A 21611-nucleotide genomic window follows, 5' to 3' on the forward strand; every position below is an offset into this window, starting at 1 on the left:
TTGCATATTGCTGCATTCTATCCACCGCATGATGCTCTATCCAATGACAAAATGAATCAAGACCAGCTATCCAGATACTTTTTCTGTTCGTCTGTAAGGCTGTCGATGCCAATACCGAGACTTTCCAGACGATAGCGTGCTACTTGCTCATCCAGCTCGTAAGGAACATTGATGACGCCCGCCCCAAGCTGCTCGTAATTCTCATTCACATAGCGAAGTCCGACCGCTTGCAGCGCAAAGGTCATATCCATAATTTCTGCCGGGTGACCGTCAGCTGCGCCTAAGTTAACTAGACGACCTTCAGCCAGCAGGTAAATACGACGTCCATCCTGCAATTGATATTCTTCGATATTTTTGCGAGCATGGCGAATCGATACAGCACGCGCAGCCAGATCCGGCTTGTTCGCTTCCACATCGAAATGACCAGCATTACATACGATCGCACCATCTTTCATTACATCGTAATGCTCACCTACGATTACGCTCTTATTACCGGTTACCGTAATAAAGAAGTTACCGTGTTTCGCCGCTTCGATCATCGGCATAACATGGAAGCCGTCCATATGCGCTTCGACTGCTTTGATCGCATCAACTTCAGTTACGATAACGTTAGCGCCCAGACCTTTGGCACGCATCGCTACCCCTTTACCACACCAGCCATAGCCGACAACAACAACAGTTGAACCGGCAATCATCAAGTTGGTAGTACGGATGATACCATCAAATACGGATTGACCTGTACCGTAACGGTTATCAAACAGATGCTTGCAATATGCATCATTCACTGCCACCATCGGCAATGTCAATGTGCCTTCTTTTTGCAAAGCTTTTAGACGGATAATGCCAGTCGTCGTTTCTTCTGCACCACCACGGATACCTTCTAGCAGATCTGGACGTTCTCCGTGCATCAATGTGATCAGATCGCCGCCATCGTCGATGATCAGATCAGGACGCGTTTCCAGCGCATGCAGAACGAGCGATTTGTATTCCGCAGGATGTGGATTGTATTTTGCAAATACAGTAATACCGTCTTCCACCAGAGCAGCACATACATCATCCTGCGTGGACAGCGGGTTACTACCAGTAATCGTGACCTCTGCGCCACCTGCTTGTACTACTTTTGCCAGATAAGCAGTTTTCGCTTCCAGATGCAGACAAATCGTCACTTTTAATCCTTGAAAAGGCAGATCGCGTTCAAATTCTTCCTTGATCCGATTCAATACCGGCATATGGGAAGCCACCCATTCAATTTTGCGGTGTCCTTCCGGCGCAAGCGCCATATCCGCAACAATACTTTTTTCTAGGGACGGCAATGTCATGTTCGATTTCCTCCACTATTTCGATGAACCTGTCATCTTTTTTGAATTCATTTATACTTCCATTTAATCGTTTAATGAAAATAAAAGCAACCAACAATTGTTGTCGGCTGCTTTTGCTTTGTTCTTTCATTACATATAAATGAGACGATGACTGCCGTTCAAATCCGATTCTACCGACAGTAGCTGGTCCAGCCAGCGCTCGCCGTAGCGTCCAATATAATAGTAACTGTTAATCGTCCGCTCCTGTGGCTTGTTAAACGGATAAAGAGAATGGGCGATGCGATCCAGTCGACGTAGTCCTACTTCATGCTGCTTTTCCACTGCATGGATACTTTTGCGATATAGATAGTCAATCTGTGCTTCTATTTTGTGCTGATTGTTGTCAGCAATATGTAGAAGCGCCGGATCGACTTCAGACAGCGATTGTACAAATGGATGATACAGATCAGCAAACTGCTTGCGCAGCTGCTCAAACCGTGCATCCAAATTATAATCTTCCTGCTCATTCAGCCAACTTTGGCGAATCTCTTCAAACCGCTGACGCACGTCATCAAAAGTCAGATCGAATTGCTGCATCAACTGCTGAATTTTCTCTTCTACCATCGTAAATGACATCCGCGGTACAATGGGTGGCATTTGCAATCCAAATACGTCAAATGCTTGACGAGTCAATGCCCAGTAAGCAATCTCACCTGTACCAAGAATCGTACCAAGCACTGGGAACAGCGATTCTTGCATAAGCGGACGCGTCAGTACATTGTTGCTAAAGCGCTCTGGATGCTGCTCCACCATATCCAACAGTTCATCACGAGTAAAGGTGACTAAGCCTTTACGATCCGTAAATAGACCATTTCGCTTGAACAACAATAAACGCTCATTGTTATAAATTTCATCTGTATGGATATAGAACAGATTGGCGCCATCTTCAGCAACCGTTGCTTGTTCCTCATAACCGGCAGCCCGAACCTGATCCGCAGATGCTAGATATGCCTTCGTCAAATCGTCATTTTGTTCAATGATTTTACGAAATACAGGCTTCTCCAACTGGCGCATATCGGGATGATCTGAATCTAGCAAAATCAGACCAAATCGACCGAACAAACGACCCAACTGACGGGCAAATGCATCGCTCAGATTATCGGACTGCTGCATACATCGAGTCAATTCAGTCATCCATTCACTTTTATGCTCACTGTCCGGCAATAAGCTTTCAAATTGATTCAAAACCGGCTGAATATGTGCTTCGGTGATCTCTGTACGACTCACCGGCGAATGACCACCACGCTCATGCTCCATGCGGATTTTGACCGCTTCTCCATGCAGATCGGGCAAATACGTATGATTCACCTCATCCCAATCATGATCCTCTCCAGCAATCCAGAATACTGGTACAACCGGTCGTCCCAGCTGCGCTGAAGCTTCACGCGCAGACAGGATCAGTGTAACGACTTTATAAATAACCAGCAACGGGCCGGTAAATAAACCGCTCTGCTGACCACCAACTACGGTCAGCGTATCATCCTGACGCAGCGTATCCAGTGCCTGACGCACAGATTCATGATCGTTATGGGCAAGATTGTAAGCTGTCAGACAATCCACTAACGCTCCACGCTCGATCCGGGAGTGCTTATTCTGATCCAGCCAGGCGGCACGCTGAACCCATGTCTGCGGATCAGTCACATTCATATTATACAAGCTGCTTACCGATGCAAAATCATTCATATACCGCTCTGCCAGCGGCTGATTCGCAGGTAGCCTCTCCGGAACTACATTCATGGGGTAAGGTCCTCCTCATCGTTGTTACTTAATGTAACTTTCTAAACCTTATTTGATTGTACGAAAGTATCCAGTTTTAGTCAAAGCATTAAACAATCTTTTTTGTATTTTGGAAAAAACAAAAAAACCGCCAATATTATGACGGTTTTTGCATATCTAATTTTAAGCGATAGGTTGTGCTACCCAGTGTCCCTGCGATACTTCGATTAGCTCGGAGTTGTCGAGGTCAAATGGATCTTTTGGTGCACCCGGGTTCGCGGACTCAACCGGTGCTTGTTGCTCATCCGGCAGCAAAATTCTGCGCTTGTTCACTTCAACATCTGGATCCGGAATCGGAATTGCGGACAGCAATGTTTTGGTGTACGGATGCAGTGGGTTCGCATACAGTTCTTCACTTTCTGCCAACTCTACAATTTTACCCATGTACATAACAGCAACGCGGTCACTGATATGTTTTACCATGGACAGGTCATGCGCGATGAACAGATAAGTCAAACCAAGACGCTGTTGCAGATCTTCCAGCAATTTTACAACTTGTGCCTGGATCGAAACGTCCAGTGCCGACAACGGCTCATCACAGATGATAAATTTAGGATTAACTGCCAGTGCACGGGCAATACCGATACGCTGTCTTTGACCACCAGAGAACTCATGCGGATAACGCAGTGCATGGCTGGCATTTAAACCTACCATGTCCAGCAGTTCTTCGACGCGTTTTTTACGTTCTGCGCGGCTGCCTGCTAGACCATGAATATCCAGCGATTCGCCGATAATATCCATAACGTTAAAGCGCGGGTTCAGAGATGCATATGGATCTTGGAAGATCATTTGCATATCTTTACGCATCGCTTTCATTTTACGTGGGGACAGGCTGAAAATATCAGTACCGTTAAATTTAACGCTTCCTCCCGTTGGTTCATACAGACGCAGCATCGTACGACCTGTTGTGGATTTACCACAACCGGACTCCCCTACAACGCCAAGTGTTTCACCTTCGTAGATTTTGAAGCTAATATCATTAACGGCTTTCAGGATATTACCTTTACCCAAGTTAAAATGCTGACGCAGATTGCTTACTTCAACGAGTGGACGAGTTGGATCCAAACCAGCAATGGCAGAAGCCAATTTCGGTTTTTTCGGTTCATCCAGACGTGGCAATGCACCAAGCAAACGTTTGGTGTATGCGTGCTGTGGATTTTTGAAGATTTCGGAGGTTGTACCAGTTTCGACAACATCCCCTTCTTTCATAACAACAACGCGGTCACACATGCCAGCAACAACGCCCAGATCATGCGTAATCAGAATGATGGAAGTACCCAGCTTCTGCTGCATATCTTTCATCAGATCGAGAATTTGTGCTTGAATCGTTACGTCGAGCGCTGTTGTCGGCTCATCGGCAATCAGCAATGCCGGACGGCAAGCGAGTGCGATCGCGATCATAGCACGTTGACGCATACCACCAGAGAATTGGTGCGGATAATGGTTAAAACGAACTTCGGCATTTTTGATGCCAACCAGTTTCAGCATTTCGATTGCTGATTTTTTCGCTTCTGTTGCCGACATCTTCTGGTGCTTGCGCAGAACTTCGGTGATTTGCTTACCGATTTTGATCGTTGGATTCAGCGAGGTCATCGGATCTTGGAAGATCATACCGATGTCTTTACCACGAATTGACTCCATTTGCTTATCGGATTTCTTCAGCAGGCTTTCACCAAGGAATGTAATATCTCCACTTTTAATAATAGAAGGCGGAGAAGGAATCAGACGCATAATTGTTTGAGCTGTTACACTCTTACCGCTACCGGACTCCCCAACAATACCCAGCGTTTCCCCTCTGCCAATCTCGAAATTGACATCTTTAACGGCTTTAAATTCACCGGCACGAGTATTGAAGGATACGCTCAAATTTTTTACTGATAAGATTTTCTCCACTAAGCCCACCTCCTATGAATTATTTTTTCAGTTTTGGATCCAGTGCGTCACGCAGACCATCACCCAGCAGGTTGAATGCCAGCATAGTCAAACAGATCAGACCAGCAGGGAACCACATACGCCAAGGATACAGATTCCATCCTTGCAATGCATCGTTAATCATCGAACCGAGTGACGATACAGGTGCTTGTACACCCAGACCGAGGAAGCTTAGGAAAGCCTCGGAAAAGATCGCACTTGGAACGGAAAGCGTTACTGTTACGATAATAGGTCCTAATGCATTTGGCAACAGGTGTTTGAACAATTGACGTCCTGCACCTGCACCCATGGAACGTGCTGCCAGAATAAAGTCGCGGTTTTTCAATTGAATGATCTCCCCGCGAACAATCCACGACATCGTTACCCAGCCTGTTACGGCGAGTGCGAAGATGATCGTTGGCAAACCTGGCTCCAGAACAACGAGCAACAGGATAACGATCAGCAGATACGGAATCGAGTACAAAATCTCGGAGATTTTGTTCATAATTTCATCGGTACGACCACCAGCATAACCCATAATTGCACCGTAGATTACACCAATCAGCAAGTCAATCAAAGCTGCGGAGAAACCGACGATCAAGGAAATACGTGCGCCCATCCAAGTACGAACCCACATGTCGCGACCGAGGTTATCGGTTCCGAACCAGTGTTCACCGGAAGGTGGTTTGTTGGTATTCATCAAATCATTGCTGTAGTAGTTATACGCCACCATATGTGGACCAATAATTGCCATAAGAATGATCACAACCAGTGTTCCCAAACTAATCATGGCTACAGGATTGCGAGTCAAACGATACATTGCATCCTGGAACAGGGAGACACTCTTTTGCTGTGCAGTTGGATCAATCGTTACATCACCTGGTGTAGGATTTGGAGTTTGGTTTCCATTTGCTGCCAACGTTTAAGCCCCCTTTTTGCCTGACAGTTTGATACGAGGATCAATCAGAACATATAGAATATCCGTAATAAAACGAGCCAGCATCAGAATGACGCCGTAGAAGATCGTAACACCCATGATCATCGTATAGTCACGGTTCGTAATACTTTCGACGAACACTTTACCAATACCACCGATACCGAAAATTTGCTCGATAACGACTGAACCTGTAATAACGTTCGCTGTCATCGGTCCAACGTAAGTAACGACTGGCAAAATCCCGTTACGCACTACGTGGCGTGTCATGATGGTAAAGCCGTTCAGACCTTTGGCTTTGGCTGTTTTGATGTAATCGGAATTCAGTACTTCCAGCATGCTGGAACGAGTGAGACGGGCGATAAATGCAATCGGTTGAACAGCAAGTGCTGCGACCGGCAATACAAAATCGCTTGGTTTGCTAAAGCCCATAACGTCAAACCAGCCCAGCTTGAGGGCGAATAGGTACTGAATAAGCGTTGCAAGCACAAAGCTCGGAACCGCTATACCGAGAATCGCGAGAATCATGGCGACATGGTCAATCAATTTGCGGTGATACAATGCTGCCACCATACCGAGTATAATCCCGACCACTATCGAAATAATAATCGCAAAAATACCGATTTGCAGGGAAGGCTTAAATGTTTGTGCGATACGTCCGGTTACGTCCTGGTTTTGATATTTCATGGAAATACCAAGATCCCCCTGGATAATATTGCCCAGATAGCGAACATATTGTACCGGAATAGGCTGGTCCAGTCCGTATTGCGCCATCAAGCGCGCTTTAATTTGAGGCTGTACAGCCTTCTCGGACATGAACGGATCACCCGGAATGATTTTCATCAGAAAAAATGTCAGTGATACCAGGATAAATAGAGACACTAGCATAAAGAAAAATTTGCTGGCGATATATCTAACCATTTCTCCGGAGCCCTCCTTTGTTAGTTGTTAGATTTCACGTTCAACCATAATATTCCTTCCACAGTTTACAACAAACTGCGTTCATCTTCATATCATTTAAAAGAAACAAGTTTAAAACTTGCAATATTCAACGTTATAAAAAGCAATATATGGTAAAACGCAAAACACACATAAAAGCGGGATATATATGGTTGGAAAATCCCCACATATACCCCGCAGCAATCATCTAACTGCCAAATAAGTTATTGAATTATTCGAAATAAGCTTTGGAGAAGTCAACTGCTCCACTGAAGTCAACTACAATACCTTTAAGATTTGGTTTTACGAGAGAGATACTAGTGTAGTAGTAGATTGGCATGATTGCCATATCATCTTGAATCAGCATTTTCTCTGCATTAGCCATATCAGTCATACGTTTTGCGTTGTCTTGAGTCGATTTTGCATCAGTAATCAATTTGTCGTATGCAGAGTTTGCATAACCAGCATCATTGTTACCGCCTTTTGTTACCCACATATCCATGAACGTCATTGGATCATTGTAGTCAGCTGTCCAACCAGCACGAGCGATTTGGTAGTTACCGCTTTGACGGTTGTTCAGGAATACGCTCCACTCTTGGTTTTCGGTTTTGATATCGACACCAAGGTTTTTCTTCCACATATCAGCAATTGCCAGAGCCACTTTTTGGTGAGCTTCGCTGGAATTGTAGATCAGTGTAATTGCAGGCAAAGTAGTGATACCTTCTTCTTTCATACCTTCTGCCAGCAATGTTTTTGCTTGTGCAACATCTTCAGTGAAGAAGCTGTCTTTGTGCTCTGTGCGGAATTCTTCGCTTTCGCCTTTGATACCTGGAGGTACAAAGCCATAAGCTGGGATTTGACCGCCCAGTGTTACGTTATCCACAATCGCTTGACGATCGATCGACATTGCGAATGCTTTACGGATTTTAGCGTTATCGAAAGGTTTTTCTTTATTGTTAAATTCATAGTAGTACGTACTTGCAATACCTTTTGCATTGAATTGATCTGGGAACTGTTGTTTTGCAGCTGGGATTTGGTCTGTAGGAATTTCACCAGTTGGTGAACCTGCATAATCCAATTGTCCGCTTTGGTAACTTGCATACTCAGTTGCGCCAGAGTTAACCAGCGAAGAAGTAATGGTGTTCAGCTTGATGTTGCTTGCATCCCAATACTTATCGTTTTTGGTCCAAACCAGTTGTTGACCTGTAGTCCAAGTCGTCATTGTGAATGGTCCGTTGGTAACCATAGTATCTGCTTTGGAAGCCCACTCAGCATTGGCTTCAACATTCTTTTTGTTTACAGGATAGTACGTGTAGAAGGAAGTCAGACCCAACCAGTATGGAGCAGGATCTTGCAGCGTTACTTCAAGCGTTTTGTCGTCAACGACTTTTACGCCAACCTGGGAGAAATCTTTGATTTTACCAGTGTTGAAAGCTTCGCCGTTTTTCAGGTAGTACAGCTGGTAAGCATATTCAGATGCTGGAGTTGTTTCTGGGCTCAATACGCGTTCCCAAGCATAAGCAAAATCTTCTGCTGTTACAGGCTCGCCATTGTTCCAGGTTGCATTATCACGAAGGTGGAAAGTATATTTCAAACCGTCTTCGGAAACATCCCATTTCTCAGCAACGCCTGGAGCTGGATTACCATCCGCACCCATGCGTGTAAGGCCTTCGTACATCAGCTTCAGGGCAGTATTTGTTTGACTATCTTTTGCCTGAGCTGGATCAAAAGTAGGAGGTTCAGCGCTCATGTTGATCTTCAGATCTTGTGATGCTGTTGTTCCTTCTCCAGATTCTCCACTTGTACCTGTGCTGTTAGAACCGCTGCTGCATGCTGCAAGCAATGATCCGAACGCCAGTACGAGTGCCATAAGTACTAACCAACTTTTCCTTTTCATCTAGCAGTTTCCCCCTAAAAAAATGTGGTATATGCTTTTAGATTATACAACCAGTGGTCAAAAAAATCTATATCTCAAACTTAAAAAAATCGTTTTTTTTCGTTTTTTTCAACATATTTGTCACATTGAAGCGTAAAATACGCTCCATACCACGGTCGAATACCTGACATCAAGTATATTTTTTCCAAGTTTCGACACGTTTAGCGGGATATGTATTGCAAAATTGCGATTAGCAGCAGAACGATGTAACCTAAGCTCAGAAAGAAAAAGGATAGCCGCCATACTGCGCGAAATAATCGTTGAAAGTCGACTTTTCCTTTCATTCTATTCTGTGCACTTCCAATCAAACCAATCGCCAGCAACAAAATCAGCAAGAAAATGTAGAATCCAAGCCCACTGTTAAAGATTGTATTGAATAGTGCTGCTACCGAAATGTACAAAAATGGTGTTGTCACGTCCATGGCGGAGGTGATTGCCTGCTTTTTATCCTTTTTGCGCAGAATCATAATAAAATAAGTAGCAATAAAAGGAATAAAGGGAACAAGGCTTAAAAATATGGCGCCATTCAGCAGCCAACCAAACAATCCTCCCATTTACGGAGCCTCCTCTAGTGTCAATGGTTCAATGAATCGGTACATCCACTCATGCGCTTCTGCACGGTAATCCGTACGCCTTGCCATCTCGATGATCGTACCGTTTATCCAGGCAATCTCAGTACGCCGATTGTGCTGAACATCTGCGAGCATGGATGATGTGTTGGATGCTGTTGCGCGGCATACATTCAGGATATCGTCCCACCAATGCTCCGAGTACGGAATATGATTGCGTCGATACACTTCAACCGCTTCCATGAACAATTGCCGCATCAGCTCCACCCGCGTATGACTTGCCAGCAATTCTCCGTTCGGCACACGCCATATTGCGGTCAAAGGATTGATCACGGCATTGATAATCAACTTCCGGTATACTTCCTTCCCGATATCTTTCGACAAAGAAGATTGGAATCCTGCCTTTTGAAACAAATTTATTAAAAAAGACAAATGAGCATGTTCATTCTGCGTGCATATTGCCATATGAGATGTTGCATCATCTGACCTATAGAGACTATCCATTCGACCTATGACTGTTTGTCCATACCCTGCGTGGGTAATGTGATTGCCTGCTGATTTCTTCGCGCCCTCTGTCGTAATGGCGGCATAAACCTGCCATGACTCAGGCCAGGGATTATCTGCTCGCACTCCATTTTGCAGACAAATAATGGCAGTTCCTTGCTTTACCCTTGTTTGGAGTTGCTGAATGAATGACGCTGTAAGATGCGTCTGTTTGATCGTAACGATAATCAGATCAGCAAGCGACAATGTGCTTGTACTTTGCGAATCTACGGCATAAACATTGCAACCGGAAGATTCATTGGGGAACATGATTTGTGGGTCGGCTATATAATTCTCTTGGAATACAATGCCTTCACTATGTATCGTATCTACCTGCTCTTGTGTACGGCACCATAGGTTGAGCTGGTTATCGGCAAGATGTGTAGCTATTTTGCTATAAAAAAGCAATCCCAATGCTCCCCCGCCCCAAATATCAATGATCATATAGTTTCCCTCCTGCCAGTCATACGCTACAATACAAATAAGTATGTCATCACACAGCTTGTCCGCCTATACAAAATACAATATACAGACCGCTAACGCGCTGAATACTAAACTGTGTCCCTTTAACATACATAATAGATATAACTACTGCATTCATACTAATTCATTATTATACAAGGAGGAGACGATTCATGAAACCATTTCATCCAAATCGACGGATCGTCTGTCTTTTTTTATGCGGAACATTGCTAGTTTTTACTATCATTATTCCTTCTGCTTCCTCTGTTGCTGCTTCTGTCTCTGCGTCTTCTTCGCAATCTGCTCCAAGTACGAATCAGTTAGATGAGCAAACGCGTGCCATACTGGAAGATAGCCTTTCGGTACACGAGCTAGATCAGGAAATTGCCAGAGTACAGCAAGAACAGCAGACAGCACAGCATCATTATCGACAATTGGAAAAAGATCTGGTCGTTCGGCAACATGATCTGGATCAAGCAAGGCAACAATCAGATCGTGTGCTTATTGCCTATTACACTGGGGAACGGGAACAGCTTTGGGCAGCATTGTTTAGTACAGGCAGCTTATCTGGGATGATCACCTTTTATGAATATTATCGTATGATTATTGATCATGACCATGACATCATGCAATCATACCAGCAGCAATACAATGATTTGCAATCCAAGCGAAATGAGCTTGCCAATACATCAGCAGAATTGGAACAAATCGGTACTCGCCTTCAAGAACAGAAAACGCGTGTTGTCAGTTTACAAAGCCGGATCCATCAAGGACTGGCTGGTTCATCCAATGCAGAGGTCACTCGCCAACTCATGGATGAGTTCAATTCATACTGGGAAAATGTTGGTTTGTATGAAGTGAAAAATTATTTCCGTATTTTGGCTCGTTCGATGGATCAGTTTCCTTCTTTTTTACAATCCCAGCCAGATGCTATTCAGATGAATGGACGAAATTACACGATTACGATCAGCGAACAGCAATTAAACGATTTTTTGCATCGGCAAGGAGGTATGCCGGATAGTTTTCAATTTCATTTTACTGATCAGGGCATTGTAGTGAACGGTTCAGAAGGAAACCTGAAGCTGGAGATCACCGGGCATTATGAAGTCGAAGAACAGCCGCAAAATGCACTTCGATTCCGAGTGGACGGTCTTGTGTTCAACGGTTTAAGATTACCAGATACAACGAGCCAAACATTAGAAAATCAGTTTGATCTCGGCTTTTACCCGGGACAGATCATTTCCTATTTAAAAGCGAGACAGGTGATCATGACGGGACAGACTATGCGCATTGAATTACAATTATCGCTTTGATGATCATCGAATGTATCGCAAAATAAAAACGCCGAGCTGCAAGTTGCATTCGGCGTTTTGTCTATACTGTTCATGCTATACATCACAGAGCATGGATTGGGAACATTGATGCTCTACGTGCATATTGATGATCTACGTTCACAACAATGATCTACATGTATCGCTTCGTGCACTGTAACCTGTAGTTTATAGAAGATCGGCGGCAAGTTGAGCGAGTTTGGAGCGTTCGCCTTTTTCCAGCGTAATGTGACCACTGATACCTTCTTGTTTAAAATGCTCTACCACATGAGTCAATCCGTTACTGATCGAATCAAGATACGGATGGTCAATCTGATCGGGATCACCGACAAGCACGATTTTACTACCTTCGCCAACACGAGATACGATCGTTTTCACTTCATGACGAGATAAATTTTGCGCTTCATCAATAATGATAAACTGTCCTGGGATCGAGCGACCACGAATATACGTGAGTGCTTCTACTTGAATGCTACCTAGTCCCATCAGGATTTTATCAATATCGCCAGCTTTTTTCGTATCAAACAGGAATTCCAAATTGTCGTAAATCGGTTGCATCCAAGGACGAAGTTTCTCGTCTTTTTCACCCGGCAAATAACCGATATCTTTCCCCATCGGAACAACCGGACGGGCAATGAGCAGCTTTTTATACTTTTGCTCGTCCTCTACTTTGGAAAGAGAAGCGGCGAGGGCGAGCAGCGTTTTACCAGTTCCCGCTTTACCGTTAATTGTCACGAGCGGAATATCATCATTGAGCAGCAATTCCAATGCCATCCGTTGCTGTGCATTACGAGCAGCAATTCCCCATACCGGTTCGTTACTGAGGAATAGTGGTTCCAGGCGGCTACTATCTGCATTGACTTTTAATAGTGCAGATTTGGCACTACCCATTTCGTCTTTTAAAATCACAAATTCATTCGGGTGTAACGTATAGCTTAAATGTAAGGAGGAAACCGGCAAAAACCGATGACTATAAAATTCATCAATGACAGATGGATGCACTTGCAGCGTTGTGTAGCCAGTATACATCTCATTCGGCTCAGCAGCCCGGTCTGACAAATAATCTTCCGTTTGTACACCGAGTACATCCGCTTTGACCCGAACAAGCACATCTTTGCTGACCAGAACTACATGGCGACCGCTATGCGCTTCATCTTCTTCCATTTTGTAATTCAATGCAACGGCAAGAATGCGATTATCATTCGTAATCTCACCAAACATCTCCTGCACTCGTGCAAAGCTGCGATGGTTCAGTTCCACGCGCAGTGTGCCGCCACTTTCCAGTTGTACACCATCATGCAGATGACCTATTTCACGCAGAGCGTCCAATGAACGGGACACACCACGGGCATTTCGACCAATCTCGTCGGCATTTCGTTTTTTGGAATCAATCTCTTCCAAGACGACAGCGGGGATAATCACATCATTTTCCTCAAAAGCGAAAATGGCATTCGGATCGTGAAGAAGCACATTGGTATCCAATACAAAAATCTTTTTCATGGAGATTCCCCCCTGGGTACGAATTGTTTGTGATCTCTGATGCCTCCAGTTGATGCTTCCCGCTTCCTGAACCGCCAAGCCTCACCCTCCTCTGAATGAAAAACAAAAAAGCCTGACTGTGTTCAAAGCCAGACCTTTCCCGTCCAATATACAGGTGAATTATATTCATTTCCTTGAACATCCCCATGACAACAGACGTGGGCGCAACCTGTTATAGCGCAACAGGTAACAACGGTGAAGTTTACGATCGTGTATGTCCATTGCGGCATAATAAGAACCCCCAGTCACTTGCTTGAATGTCTGAAAAGGTGGATGCAAGCATAGTATAGCACAAATATTCCGCATGTAAAACTTGTGGATTTCACCTCTTATTTCACTCCAAAATGCCTGAGTCTCTATACTTGCCCTTCTATCAGTAAACAATCCGTCCGTTCGATTATAGTGCCCCTTGCCAGAATGTATACTTATCCATCTATCTATACTATGAACAGCAATTGCAACCAGTCCGTATTGAAATCTTACGATAAATAAAAAAACGTCCTGTACCTTCTCCTATGTAAGAAAAGGTACAGGACGTTTATAATTACACACTCATTCCGTTATTGCGTTGCAGTTGAACTGCCTGTAGTTTCCGTAGTCGATGTGCTATCAAACTGATCAGTATGAGTTGCCGTACCACTCAGCTCCTCTTGCAACGCTTGTTTCGCATTGGCAAGTTCAGTTTCGTTAATATACACATACGGACTGCGCCAGTCGCCGGTAACCGGCATGTACTTGATATTCGCTTTTGGAATATTCCAGTACGTTGTCAGCAGGTTCGTAAATTGGCTACCTTCGATATCTGTTTCCATATTATCGTCTACAGATTGGATAATCGAACTGAGCTTCGTTACACCACTGAATGACTGAATTTTGTCGACAACCGAATTCAGTACTTCATTCTGACGTTTGTTCCGGTCAAAGTCACTGGATTCCTGCGTACGCGGACTACAGCCGCTACCGGAGTGACGATAACGCACATAACCAAGTGCTTTCTCGCCGTCCAAGTGTTGTTGACCTTTTTTGATATTGATATTAGTGCCATCGGCGTTATCAATATAACACATATCCATCGTTGCATTAACGTCCACGCCACCAACCGCATTAACTACATCACTGAAGCCCTGGAAGTTGAGAATGGTCGTATAATCAATATCGACATTCAAGTATTTACCCAGCATCGTCTGCATTTCCTGCATCGCGGTGTCAGTGCCTTCTTTTTTATCCTTGGCGTAAAACTTCGGATAATACGAATTGAGCTTGTTCGGAATATAACCTTCCAGCTGGAAGTATGTATCCCGTGGCAGGGAAACAATCGTTGCCGATTTGGTATCCGGATTAAGCGTAGCTACCATCACGACGTCCGTCAGACGCGTTCCGGTCTCTTTGCGATAATCGGTTCCGAGCAGCATCATTGTAATCGGCTTTTCCTTTGCCGATTTCTCTGGCACTCTCGTATCAACCACACCGGTATTCGGCGTTGTACCTGTACCGCCGGCTTTGCCATCAAACATGTTCTCAACCTGGTAATACAGGTAGCCTGCATATCCCATAACGCCAACAATAGCCAGCAGAATGATAATTAGCAGAACCTGCATAAAGCGCTTGAAGCCGCTTGCTTTTTTCTTTTGCTTTTTCTTGGACTTGGAAGCGCTTGTCTTCTGCGTCTTGCCCCCCGCACGCGGCGGCAGTCCACCTGTCGTCGTACTCATTGCTCTCAACACCTGTTCCATCGTATTTAGCGTTTGACTAAAAAAACGCGAGGTCTGATACAAATGACTTCTGCAAATCACCATACCCTACCTACTTAGATAAGGGAAGGTGACTGAACCATGGACACTGATGTTATCAGTGTGTAGTTCAGCCACCTAATATAATGAACAATTCAGGCTACAATTGCAACTTAACGGCCAGCTTCCGCAGTTTTGCGGTGTTTCTCCGCACGCTCGCGCTCACTCTTGTTAAGGATTTTCTTACGCAGGCGAATCGCTTTTGGCGTAATTTCGCAATATTCGTCGTCATTCAGATATTCCAGTGCTTGCTCCAGAGAGAACAGACGTGGAGTTTTCATTTTGACGGTGTCGTCTTTGGTTGCGGAACGTACGTTAGTCAGTTGTTTTTCCTTACAAATGTTTACGACGATGTCGTTATCACGTGTATGCTCACCAACGATCATGCCTTCGTAGATCTCAGCGCCCGGTTCAACGAACAGCGTACCGCGATCTTCAACAGACAGAATACCGTACAGTGTGGAAGAACCATTTTCACTGGAAACGAGTACGCCCTGGTGACGTCCGCCAACTTGACCAGCTACGAGTGGACCATAGCTATCAAACGCGTGGTTCATAATACCGTAACCACGAGTCAGTGTCAGGAAGTACGTACGATAACCGATCAGACCGCGTGCTGGAATCAAGAATTCCAGACGAACTTGACCAGAACCGTTGTTCACCATGTTTACCATTTCAGCTTTGCGTGTTCCGAGACTTTCCATAACGGAACCCATGCTTTCTTCTGGTACGTCAATCATCAGACGCTCGATTGGCTCCATGCGTACGCCATCGATCTCGCGCACGATAACTTCAGGCTTGGATACTTGCAGCTCGTAGCCTTCGCGACGCATGTTCTCGATCAGAATACCAAGGTGAAGCTCACCACGACCGGATACAACATAAGCGTCCGGGCTATCGGTTTCGTCAACGCGCAGACTCACGTCTGTTTCCAATTCTTTGAACAGTCGATCGCGCAGGCGACGGGACGTTACCCATTTGCCTTCGCGCCCAGCAAATGGACTGTTGTTAACGAGGAATGTCATTTGCAGTGTCGGCTCGTCGATTTTCAGAACCGGCAATGCTTCTGGATTTTGTGAATCGGCGATCGTTTCACCGATGTTGATGTCTTTGATACCAGCGATTGCGATAATGTCACCGCCGCCTGCTTCTTCAACTTCAACACGTTTCAGACCTTGGAAACCGAACAGTTTCTCGATACGAGCGGTCTTTTTCTGACCTTCGCGATTGATAACTGTTACGGATTGACCTTGACGGATGACACCACGGTTTACACGACCAACCGCGATACGTCCCAGGTATTCGTTATAGTCCATCAGGGTAACGAGGAATTGCAGTGGTTGTTCTACGTCCTCAGTCGGTGCCGGAATGTGGCTAACAACCGTTTCGTAGATTGCTTGCATGTTATCGTCCTGTTTTGCAGGATCGTCTTCCATGCTGGATGTACCGTTCAGTGCGGATGCATACACAACCGGGAAGTCCAGTTGCTCGTCATTCGCGCCCAGCTCGATAAACAGTTCCAATACTTCATCGATAACTTCAGCCGGACGTGCTGCCGGACGGTCGATTTTGTTCACGACAACGATTGGAGTCAAGTTGTGCTCCAATGCTTTGCGCAGAACGAATTTGGTTTGTGGCATACAACCTTCATAAGCGTCTACAACGAGCAGTACACCGTCAACCATTTTCATAATACGTTCCACTTCACCGCCAAAGTCGGCGTGTCCTGGTGTATCCACGATGTTGATCAGATAGTCTTTATAGGTAATTGCTGTATTTTTAGCCAAAATCGTAATACCGCGTTCGCGTTCCAGATCGTTAGAATCCATTGCGCGCTCCTGCAAAGTCTCGTGATCACGGAAAATGCCGGATTGTTGCAACAGTTTGTCCACCAGCGTTGTTTTACCGTGGTCAACGTGGGCAATAATGGCGATATTGCGGATGTTTTCTCTCAAATGCATAAAATTCTCCAAATCCTCTCCATAAAATGAGCGTCGGTCATTAAAGCCGACGCTCTACTATTTATTATGAAAACCAATGAAAACCGTCATTCCTAAATTGATTCATTATTCATTATACGTTATAAATCGCATAAAGCAAGAAAAATCGGTTCATAAACGCGGTCTTTTATACCCGTTTTGCGTAAAAAAGATCCAGCCTACACTAACAACTAACAAAATCGCAATGATATATAGTAATGCACTCCCTAGAATACTGATCAGTAGCAGAACAGCGGATAATAAACCTAACAATATCGCTGTGATCCCAATTCGACCATCTACTCGGAAAGGTGACATCGCATAGTACTCGTACAGTCCAAGTGCAATCCCCGTAATCAGCAGCGGCCACAAATAATCCATTAGCCACCAGCCCCATGTATTACAGAGGAAAAATAAAACACCATATACTGTCAGTATGCCCGCTGGCACCAGTAGATAAGACGGAATGCTGCGGCTGAAATAAAAGAGTTGCAGCATAATACCTGGCAGTAAAATAAGCAGCGGCCAGAACGCATGTCCCACAAAGCTGAAAAATCCCAGTTTACCAAGCAAAATAATGAGTCCCGCTACAATCATCCCTATGACAATTTTCCCCTGGTTGCGATTCATTGTGATCCCCCCTGTTCTCCGGCATTTCTAATACGAGTATGACAAATGTTCATGTCGTTCTCATGAACAAATACATGCGCTTCATCTTCCTTTATTATGGCACAGCATTCATGCCTATGTGCCGATAATATTAGTAGCAACATCAGGTAGAACGTTTGAGCGATCCGGCGTTCTGGTTATTATTAGATCATGTGCAACGTAATTCATTGTTCATACGTATGCTTTAACATAACTTTTATTTGAAGCCATACGCCTGTTTGTTACAGTCTATATGATCTGTTTGCAGAACATTCTCTGATGATGATCATGTACCTGCTTATTATATCGGTCGATCTGTAGCCAAATTGGAGTCTGACGGACAAATGAACATATTTATAATCAAGGAGTGAACAATATGGATATTACTCAGGCGACATTTTGGCTTTCTCTACTCAATATTATTTTTATCGACCTGATCCTTGCTGGTGATAATGCGATTGTCATTGGATTGGCTGCTCGCAAACTGCCGCAACAAACTCAGAAAAAAGCGATTCTGTATGGTATGCTTGGTGCGGTTATTATCCGTATTGCGGCAACCGTAGTCGTTGTATGGTTGCTGCAAATTCCGTGGTTGCTCGTTGTCGGCGGAGTATTGCTGATCGCAATTGCTTACAAGCTGTTGACTGACAATGACGATCATAATGATGTCAAAGCTGGTACATCGCTCTGGAGCGCAGTATGGACAATTATCGTTGCCGATGCGGCGATGGGGCTGGACAATGTTATTGCTGTTGCCGGTGCTGCCAATCAGCATATTGGACTCGTTATTATCGGTCTTTGTATCAGTGTACCGATTGTAGTATGGGGAAGTACGATCTTCATTAAATTGACAACACGGTTCCCATGGATCATCTATGTTGGTAGTGCGGTGCTTGCTTATACCGCTTCGCATATGATCACAGAGGAAAGTCGTTTGGATTCTATCTTTGGCGCTCATCCATTATGGAGCTGGATCTTTATCGCTTTTATCATGATCGGTGTTCTACTCGCTGGGTACTTGCGTAATCGCCAAGTGGCAGGACGTACAAGTGAAACGAGCAATTAAGTGGAACGTTTTGAATATGAGGATAAACGTATTTAAATCGTAACATCAACGAATTGAGATGCGTTGTGACAAACGAGTATGCTTGCATACAAATTGCTGCAAATTCAGTGTCTGCTTGTATGATGGCAACAGTAGATCACAACAGTATATGAGAATTGATAAACAAAACTTCCACTGAGCTATCAGGGAATAGTCGCCACTCTATAGTAAAAAGCCGCCAGATCAGCGCTCTCAGTCGAGCGAATCCGGCGGCTTTTTTGTTCATGCTTTATACTTTTATATACTTTCACATCATATAGAAAAAGCTGTCATCACAATGCCGATGTCCCTTTTGTTCTTTTGTTGCAATTCCATCTTTGTACCGATACTGCTACTGCCACTATCTTTTAACACACTCAGGGTTCCTGTTAAAACCAGTCTTGCTCATCTGTCGCCCCAACTGCTGATACTACCGGTGACATACCTGGTGTAATTTCGATCAGCTCTGTCTGCTCCACGGCACGCGCAATCATCTCATCCATCTCTAGATGCTGCTCGATCTTCTCTACAATCCAGCGGTTCGGATTGGTCGCCGGTGAACGTGGTACAAATAGCGTACAACAATCTTCATATGGCAAAATGGACAAATCGTACGTACCGATACGCTGCGCCACCTCGATAATCTCATCCTTGCCTTGCATTACAAGCGGACGCAGTACAGGCAGATCGGTCGCACGTTCAATGACATTCATGCTATTCAGCGTCTGACTGGCTACCTGTCCAAGACTTTCGCCAGTTACAATGGCAAGTGCTTTGCGTTCTTCTGCTAGACGCGTCGTAATACGCAACATCGCGCGCCGCATGAGTGTAATCATCAAGTTATCCTGACCGGTTGTCGTAAAGGCAGTTTGAATTTCGGTAAAAGGCACTACATGCAGCTTGATCTTACCTGCAAAGCCAGATAGCACACGCGTCAGATCAACGACCTTTACCTTGGCACGTTCACTTGTAAATGGGTAGCTATGGAAATGCACACATTCGATCTCCAAACCGCGTTTCATAGCGTACCAACCTGCTACCGGGCTATCGATACCACCGGACAGCATCAGCATCGCTTTCCCGTTACTGCCCCGTGGAAATCCGCCAACAGCAGGAATGATCTGGCTATAAATGTATGCTGCATCTTCGCGTACTTCCACACGCAGCTCAACTTGTGGTTGGCGTACATCTACCTTTAGCAGTGGATGTTCGCGCAATACCGGTGAGCTAATCAGTCGATTCAACTCGTGTGATGAATGAGGGAACGCCTTCCATACACGCTTAGCGGTGACTTTGAACGTGGTCTCTTGCTGCAAATGATGTTCAGCGATCAGATTCAGTGCTGCTTGAATGATCTGATCCAATTCTGGCTCCGTCTGCTTGACCGGAATGATATCCACGATACCGAATATATTTTTCAGTTTATCAATATATTGCTCTGCTGGAATGTCACCCGTCTGTACATACATTCTGCCATATTCACGGTGTAAACGTGCCTGTGGATATGGCCTTAGTACTTCGCGTACATGCTCAGCAATCGTTTTCTCAAAACGTCCTCTGTTTTTGCCTTTTAATGTGATCTCGCCCAGTCTGAGCATCAAGCGATCTATATGTTCCATCATTGAATTGATCTCCTCTCAAGCGGTCGCAATGCAGTGACTACCTGTTTCAGTGCTGCTGCCAATTGCTGTATATCCTGTGCTGTATGTTCATCGCCAAGGCTAATACGAATACCACCAGTTGCCTGCTCTGGATTCATGCCCATAGACAGCAATACCCGACTTGGTTGTGCACGGCGTGACGAGCAAGCCGATTGGGTAGATACAAGATAGCCTTGCTGCTCCAAACTATGCAGTACAACTTCTGCCTTCATCCCAGGATACGTAAAATGTACAATATGTGGTGCCGGATATGCCACATCCGTTAATATCAGACCGGGGATATCGGCGATGTGCGAACGCAACTCGTCCGATTGCGCAGACCAATGTTGTTGCTGCTGTGGTTGGCGTTCAGCAGCCAATCGCAGTGCTTTGGTCATACCTGCAATACCGGCTACATGCTCTGTACCGGAACGATACCCTTGTTCCTGTCCTCCACCTGCTAGTAGTGGAAACAGTTCTGTACCTTGACGTGCATACAGCAATCCTGTACCGCGCGGACCACGCAATTTGTGTGCGGACAGGCTGTATAGATCAATAATCCCTGTGTGCAATGGCAGAGCGGCAATTTTGCCAAATGCCTGTACACCATCCACATGAATCACTGCACGTGGATAGTGCTGTCGAATCCAGCGCGCTGCTGCTTCTACTGGTTGGATCGCTCCGGTTTCATTGTTCACATGCATCATACTGAACAGAATCGTATCCGGTCGAAAAGCCTGCTGAATCCGTTCCAAAGATACGGTTCCATCTGGCTCAGGATTCACATAGCTAACATCAAAACCGATCTGCTCCAATTGACGGCATGACTCATATACCGAAGCATGCTCAATGCTTGTCGTTACAATATGCCCCTGCATTCGGCCCCGACGCATAGCCGCACCTTTGATCGCCAAATTGTTGCTTTCCGTGGCGCCGGATGTAAAAATCAATTCCTGCGGCTGCACACCAAGTATACCCGCACTCACCTCACGCGCACGACGCAACAAACGATCCGCTTCTTCACCGTAGCGATGCAACGAAGACGGATTGCCGTAATGCTGCTGCATCATGTCGGACATAACGCGTACAACCTCGGGATACGGAGGTGTCGTTGCCGCATAATCAAAATATTTCATCTGACATTCCTCCTGCAATCTCGGAATTAACAAGCA

The 21611-nt window shown here is 45.1% G+C and carries 16 protein-coding genes; 2 read left to right on the forward strand and 14 right to left on the reverse strand.

Going from position 1 to position 21611, the window contains the following annotated elements:
• Window positions 1-56 precede the first annotated feature (56 nt).
• From ACDE64_RS16380 to ACDE64_RS16415, 8 genes are all read right to left on the reverse strand, one after another.
• Window positions 57-1319, reverse strand: coding sequence for an adenosylhomocysteinase (locus tag ACDE64_RS16380; protein WP_411347527.1), 1263 nt, complete (start codon window positions 1317-1319; stop codon window positions 57-59).
• Window positions 1320-1448: 129 nt separating this feature from the next.
• A complete protein-coding gene (gene bshC, locus ACDE64_RS16385; protein WP_411347528.1) occupies window positions 1449-3095 on the reverse strand; it encodes a bacillithiol biosynthesis cysteine-adding enzyme BshC in 1647 nt (548 codons plus the stop codon).
• Window positions 3096-3257: 162 nt separating this feature from the next.
• Complete coding sequence (locus ACDE64_RS16390) at window positions 3258-5027, reverse strand: dipeptide ABC transporter ATP-binding protein (RefSeq protein WP_411343183.1); 1770 nt, start codon at window positions 5025-5027, stop codon at window positions 3258-3260.
• A 19-nt stretch (window positions 5028-5046) separates the two neighbouring features.
• Window positions 5047-5913: an ABC transporter permease gene (locus tag ACDE64_RS16395; protein WP_411346821.1), complete on the reverse strand. Its 867-nt coding sequence runs from the start codon at window positions 5911-5913 to the stop codon at window positions 5047-5049.
• Window positions 5914-5967: 54 nt separating this feature from the next.
• The gene (locus tag ACDE64_RS16400; RefSeq protein WP_411343184.1) at window positions 5968-6900 is read right to left on the reverse strand and encodes an ABC transporter permease; all 933 of its coding nucleotides are present in this window, start codon (window positions 6898-6900) and stop codon (window positions 5968-5970) included.
• Between the two features lie 250 nt (window positions 6901-7150).
• Window positions 7151-8815 (reverse strand): peptide ABC transporter substrate-binding protein, encoded by a 1665-nt coding sequence (locus ACDE64_RS16405; protein WP_411347529.1) that lies wholly within the window; start codon window positions 8813-8815, stop codon window positions 7151-7153.
• Between the two features lie 200 nt (window positions 8816-9015).
• The gene (locus ACDE64_RS16410) at window positions 9016-9408 is read right to left on the reverse strand and encodes a DUF3397 domain-containing protein (RefSeq protein WP_411343186.1); all 393 of its coding nucleotides are present in this window, start codon (window positions 9406-9408) and stop codon (window positions 9016-9018) included.
• Window positions 9409-10410: a ketopantoate reductase family protein gene (locus ACDE64_RS16415; protein WP_411347530.1), complete on the reverse strand. Its 1002-nt coding sequence runs from the start codon at window positions 10408-10410 to the stop codon at window positions 9409-9411.
• Window positions 10411-10601: 191 nt separating this feature from the next.
• Here ACDE64_RS16415 and ACDE64_RS16420 point away from each other — a divergent pair, with 191 nt between their 5' ends.
• Complete coding sequence (locus ACDE64_RS16420) at window positions 10602-11741, forward strand: hypothetical protein (protein WP_411347531.1); 1140 nt, start codon at window positions 10602-10604, stop codon at window positions 11739-11741.
• 186 nt (window positions 11742-11927) lie between these two features.
• Here ACDE64_RS16420 and ACDE64_RS16425 read toward each other — a convergent pair whose 3' ends face one another.
• The 4 genes from ACDE64_RS16425 to ACDE64_RS16440 all read right to left on the reverse strand — a co-directional run bounded on the left by ACDE64_RS16425 (window position 11928) and on the right by ACDE64_RS16440 (window position 17697).
• On the reverse strand, window positions 11928-13259 hold the full coding sequence (locus ACDE64_RS16425) for a PhoH family protein (RefSeq protein WP_411347532.1): 1332 nt from the start codon (window positions 13257-13259) through the stop codon (window positions 11928-11930).
• Window positions 13260-13858: 599 nt separating this feature from the next.
• Complete coding sequence (locus tag ACDE64_RS16430) at window positions 13859-15010, reverse strand: LCP family protein (protein WP_411343190.1); 1152 nt, start codon at window positions 15008-15010, stop codon at window positions 13859-13861.
• Between the two features lie 191 nt (window positions 15011-15201).
• A complete protein-coding gene (typA, locus tag ACDE64_RS16435) occupies window positions 15202-17049 on the reverse strand; it encodes a translational GTPase TypA (protein WP_411347533.1) in 1848 nt (615 codons plus the stop codon).
• A gap of 150 nt (window positions 17050-17199) precedes the next feature.
• Window positions 17200-17697 carry a hypothetical protein gene (locus ACDE64_RS16440; RefSeq protein WP_411347534.1) on the reverse strand — a complete coding sequence of 166 codons (498 nt, stop codon included), beginning with the start codon at window positions 17695-17697 and terminating at the stop codon, window positions 17200-17202.
• Window positions 17698-18091: 394 nt separating this feature from the next.
• Here ACDE64_RS16440 and ACDE64_RS16445 point away from each other — a divergent pair, with 394 nt between their 5' ends.
• The gene (locus ACDE64_RS16445) at window positions 18092-18781 is read left to right on the forward strand and encodes a TerC family protein (RefSeq protein WP_411347535.1); all 690 of its coding nucleotides are present in this window, start codon (window positions 18092-18094) and stop codon (window positions 18779-18781) included.
• A gap of 407 nt (window positions 18782-19188) precedes the next feature.
• Here the strand turns inward: ACDE64_RS16445 and thiI are convergent, their stop codons facing one another.
• Window positions 19189-20418 (reverse strand): tRNA uracil 4-sulfurtransferase ThiI, encoded by a 1230-nt coding sequence (thiI, locus tag ACDE64_RS16450; protein WP_411350322.1) that lies wholly within the window; start codon window positions 20416-20418, stop codon window positions 19189-19191.
• Window positions 20418-21575: a cysteine desulfurase family protein gene (locus tag ACDE64_RS16455; RefSeq protein ID WP_411347536.1), complete on the reverse strand. Its 1158-nt coding sequence runs from the start codon at window positions 21573-21575 to the stop codon at window positions 20418-20420. The genes thiI and ACDE64_RS16455 overlap by 1 nt, the downstream gene beginning before the upstream one ends.
• Window positions 21576-21611 lie beyond the last annotated feature (36 nt).

The sequence above is a fragment of the Paenibacillus sp. WLX2291 genome (assembly GCF_046603665.1).
Taxonomy (GTDB): Bacteria; Bacillota; Bacilli; order Paenibacillales; family Paenibacillaceae; genus Saccharibacillus.

Excerpts from the sequence above, each read along its gene's own strand:
- ACDE64_RS16380 (WP_411347527.1), bottom strand. The coding sequence starts at position 1,319 with ATGACATTGCCGTCCCTAGAAAAAAGTATTGTTGCGGATATGGCGCTT.
- bshC (WP_411347528.1), bottom strand. The coding sequence starts at position 3,095 with ATGAATGTAGTTCCGGAGAGGCTACCTGCGAATCAGCCGCTGGCAGAG.
- ACDE64_RS16400 (WP_411343184.1), bottom strand. The coding sequence starts at position 6,900 with ATGGTTAGATATATCGCCAGCAAATTTTTCTTTATGCTAGTGTCTCTA.
- ACDE64_RS16405 (WP_411347529.1), bottom strand. The coding sequence starts at position 8,815 with ATGAAAAGGAAAAGTTGGTTAGTACTTATGGCACTCGTACTGGCGTTC.
- ACDE64_RS16410 (WP_411343186.1), bottom strand. The coding sequence starts at position 9,408 with ATGGGAGGATTGTTTGGTTGGCTGCTGAATGGCGCCATATTTTTAAGC.
- ACDE64_RS16415 (WP_411347530.1), bottom strand. The coding sequence starts at position 10,410 with ATGATCATTGATATTTGGGGCGGGGGAGCATTGGGATTGCTTTTTTAT.
- ACDE64_RS16420 (WP_411347531.1), top strand. The coding sequence starts at position 10,602 with ATGAAACCATTTCATCCAAATCGACGGATCGTCTGTCTTTTTTTATGC.
- ACDE64_RS16425 (WP_411347532.1), bottom strand. The coding sequence starts at position 13,259 with ATGAAAAAGATTTTTGTATTGGATACCAATGTGCTTCTTCACGATCCG.
- ACDE64_RS16430 (WP_411343190.1), bottom strand. The coding sequence starts at position 15,010 with ATGAGTACGACGACAGGTGGACTGCCGCCGCGTGCGGGGGGCAAGACG.
- typA (WP_411347533.1), bottom strand. The coding sequence starts at position 17,049 with ATGCATTTGAGAGAAAACATCCGCAATATCGCCATTATTGCCCACGTT.
- ACDE64_RS16440 (WP_411347534.1), bottom strand. The coding sequence starts at position 17,697 with ATGAATCGCAACCAGGGGAAAATTGTCATAGGGATGATTGTAGCGGGA.
- ACDE64_RS16445 (WP_411347535.1), top strand. The coding sequence starts at position 18,092 with ATGGATATTACTCAGGCGACATTTTGGCTTTCTCTACTCAATATTATT.
- thiI (WP_411350322.1), bottom strand. The coding sequence starts at position 20,418 with ATGGAACATATAGATCGCTTGATGCTCAGACTGGGCGAGATCACATTA.
- ACDE64_RS16455 (WP_411347536.1), bottom strand. The coding sequence starts at position 21,575 with ATGAAATATTTTGATTATGCGGCAACGACACCTCCGTATCCCGAGGTT.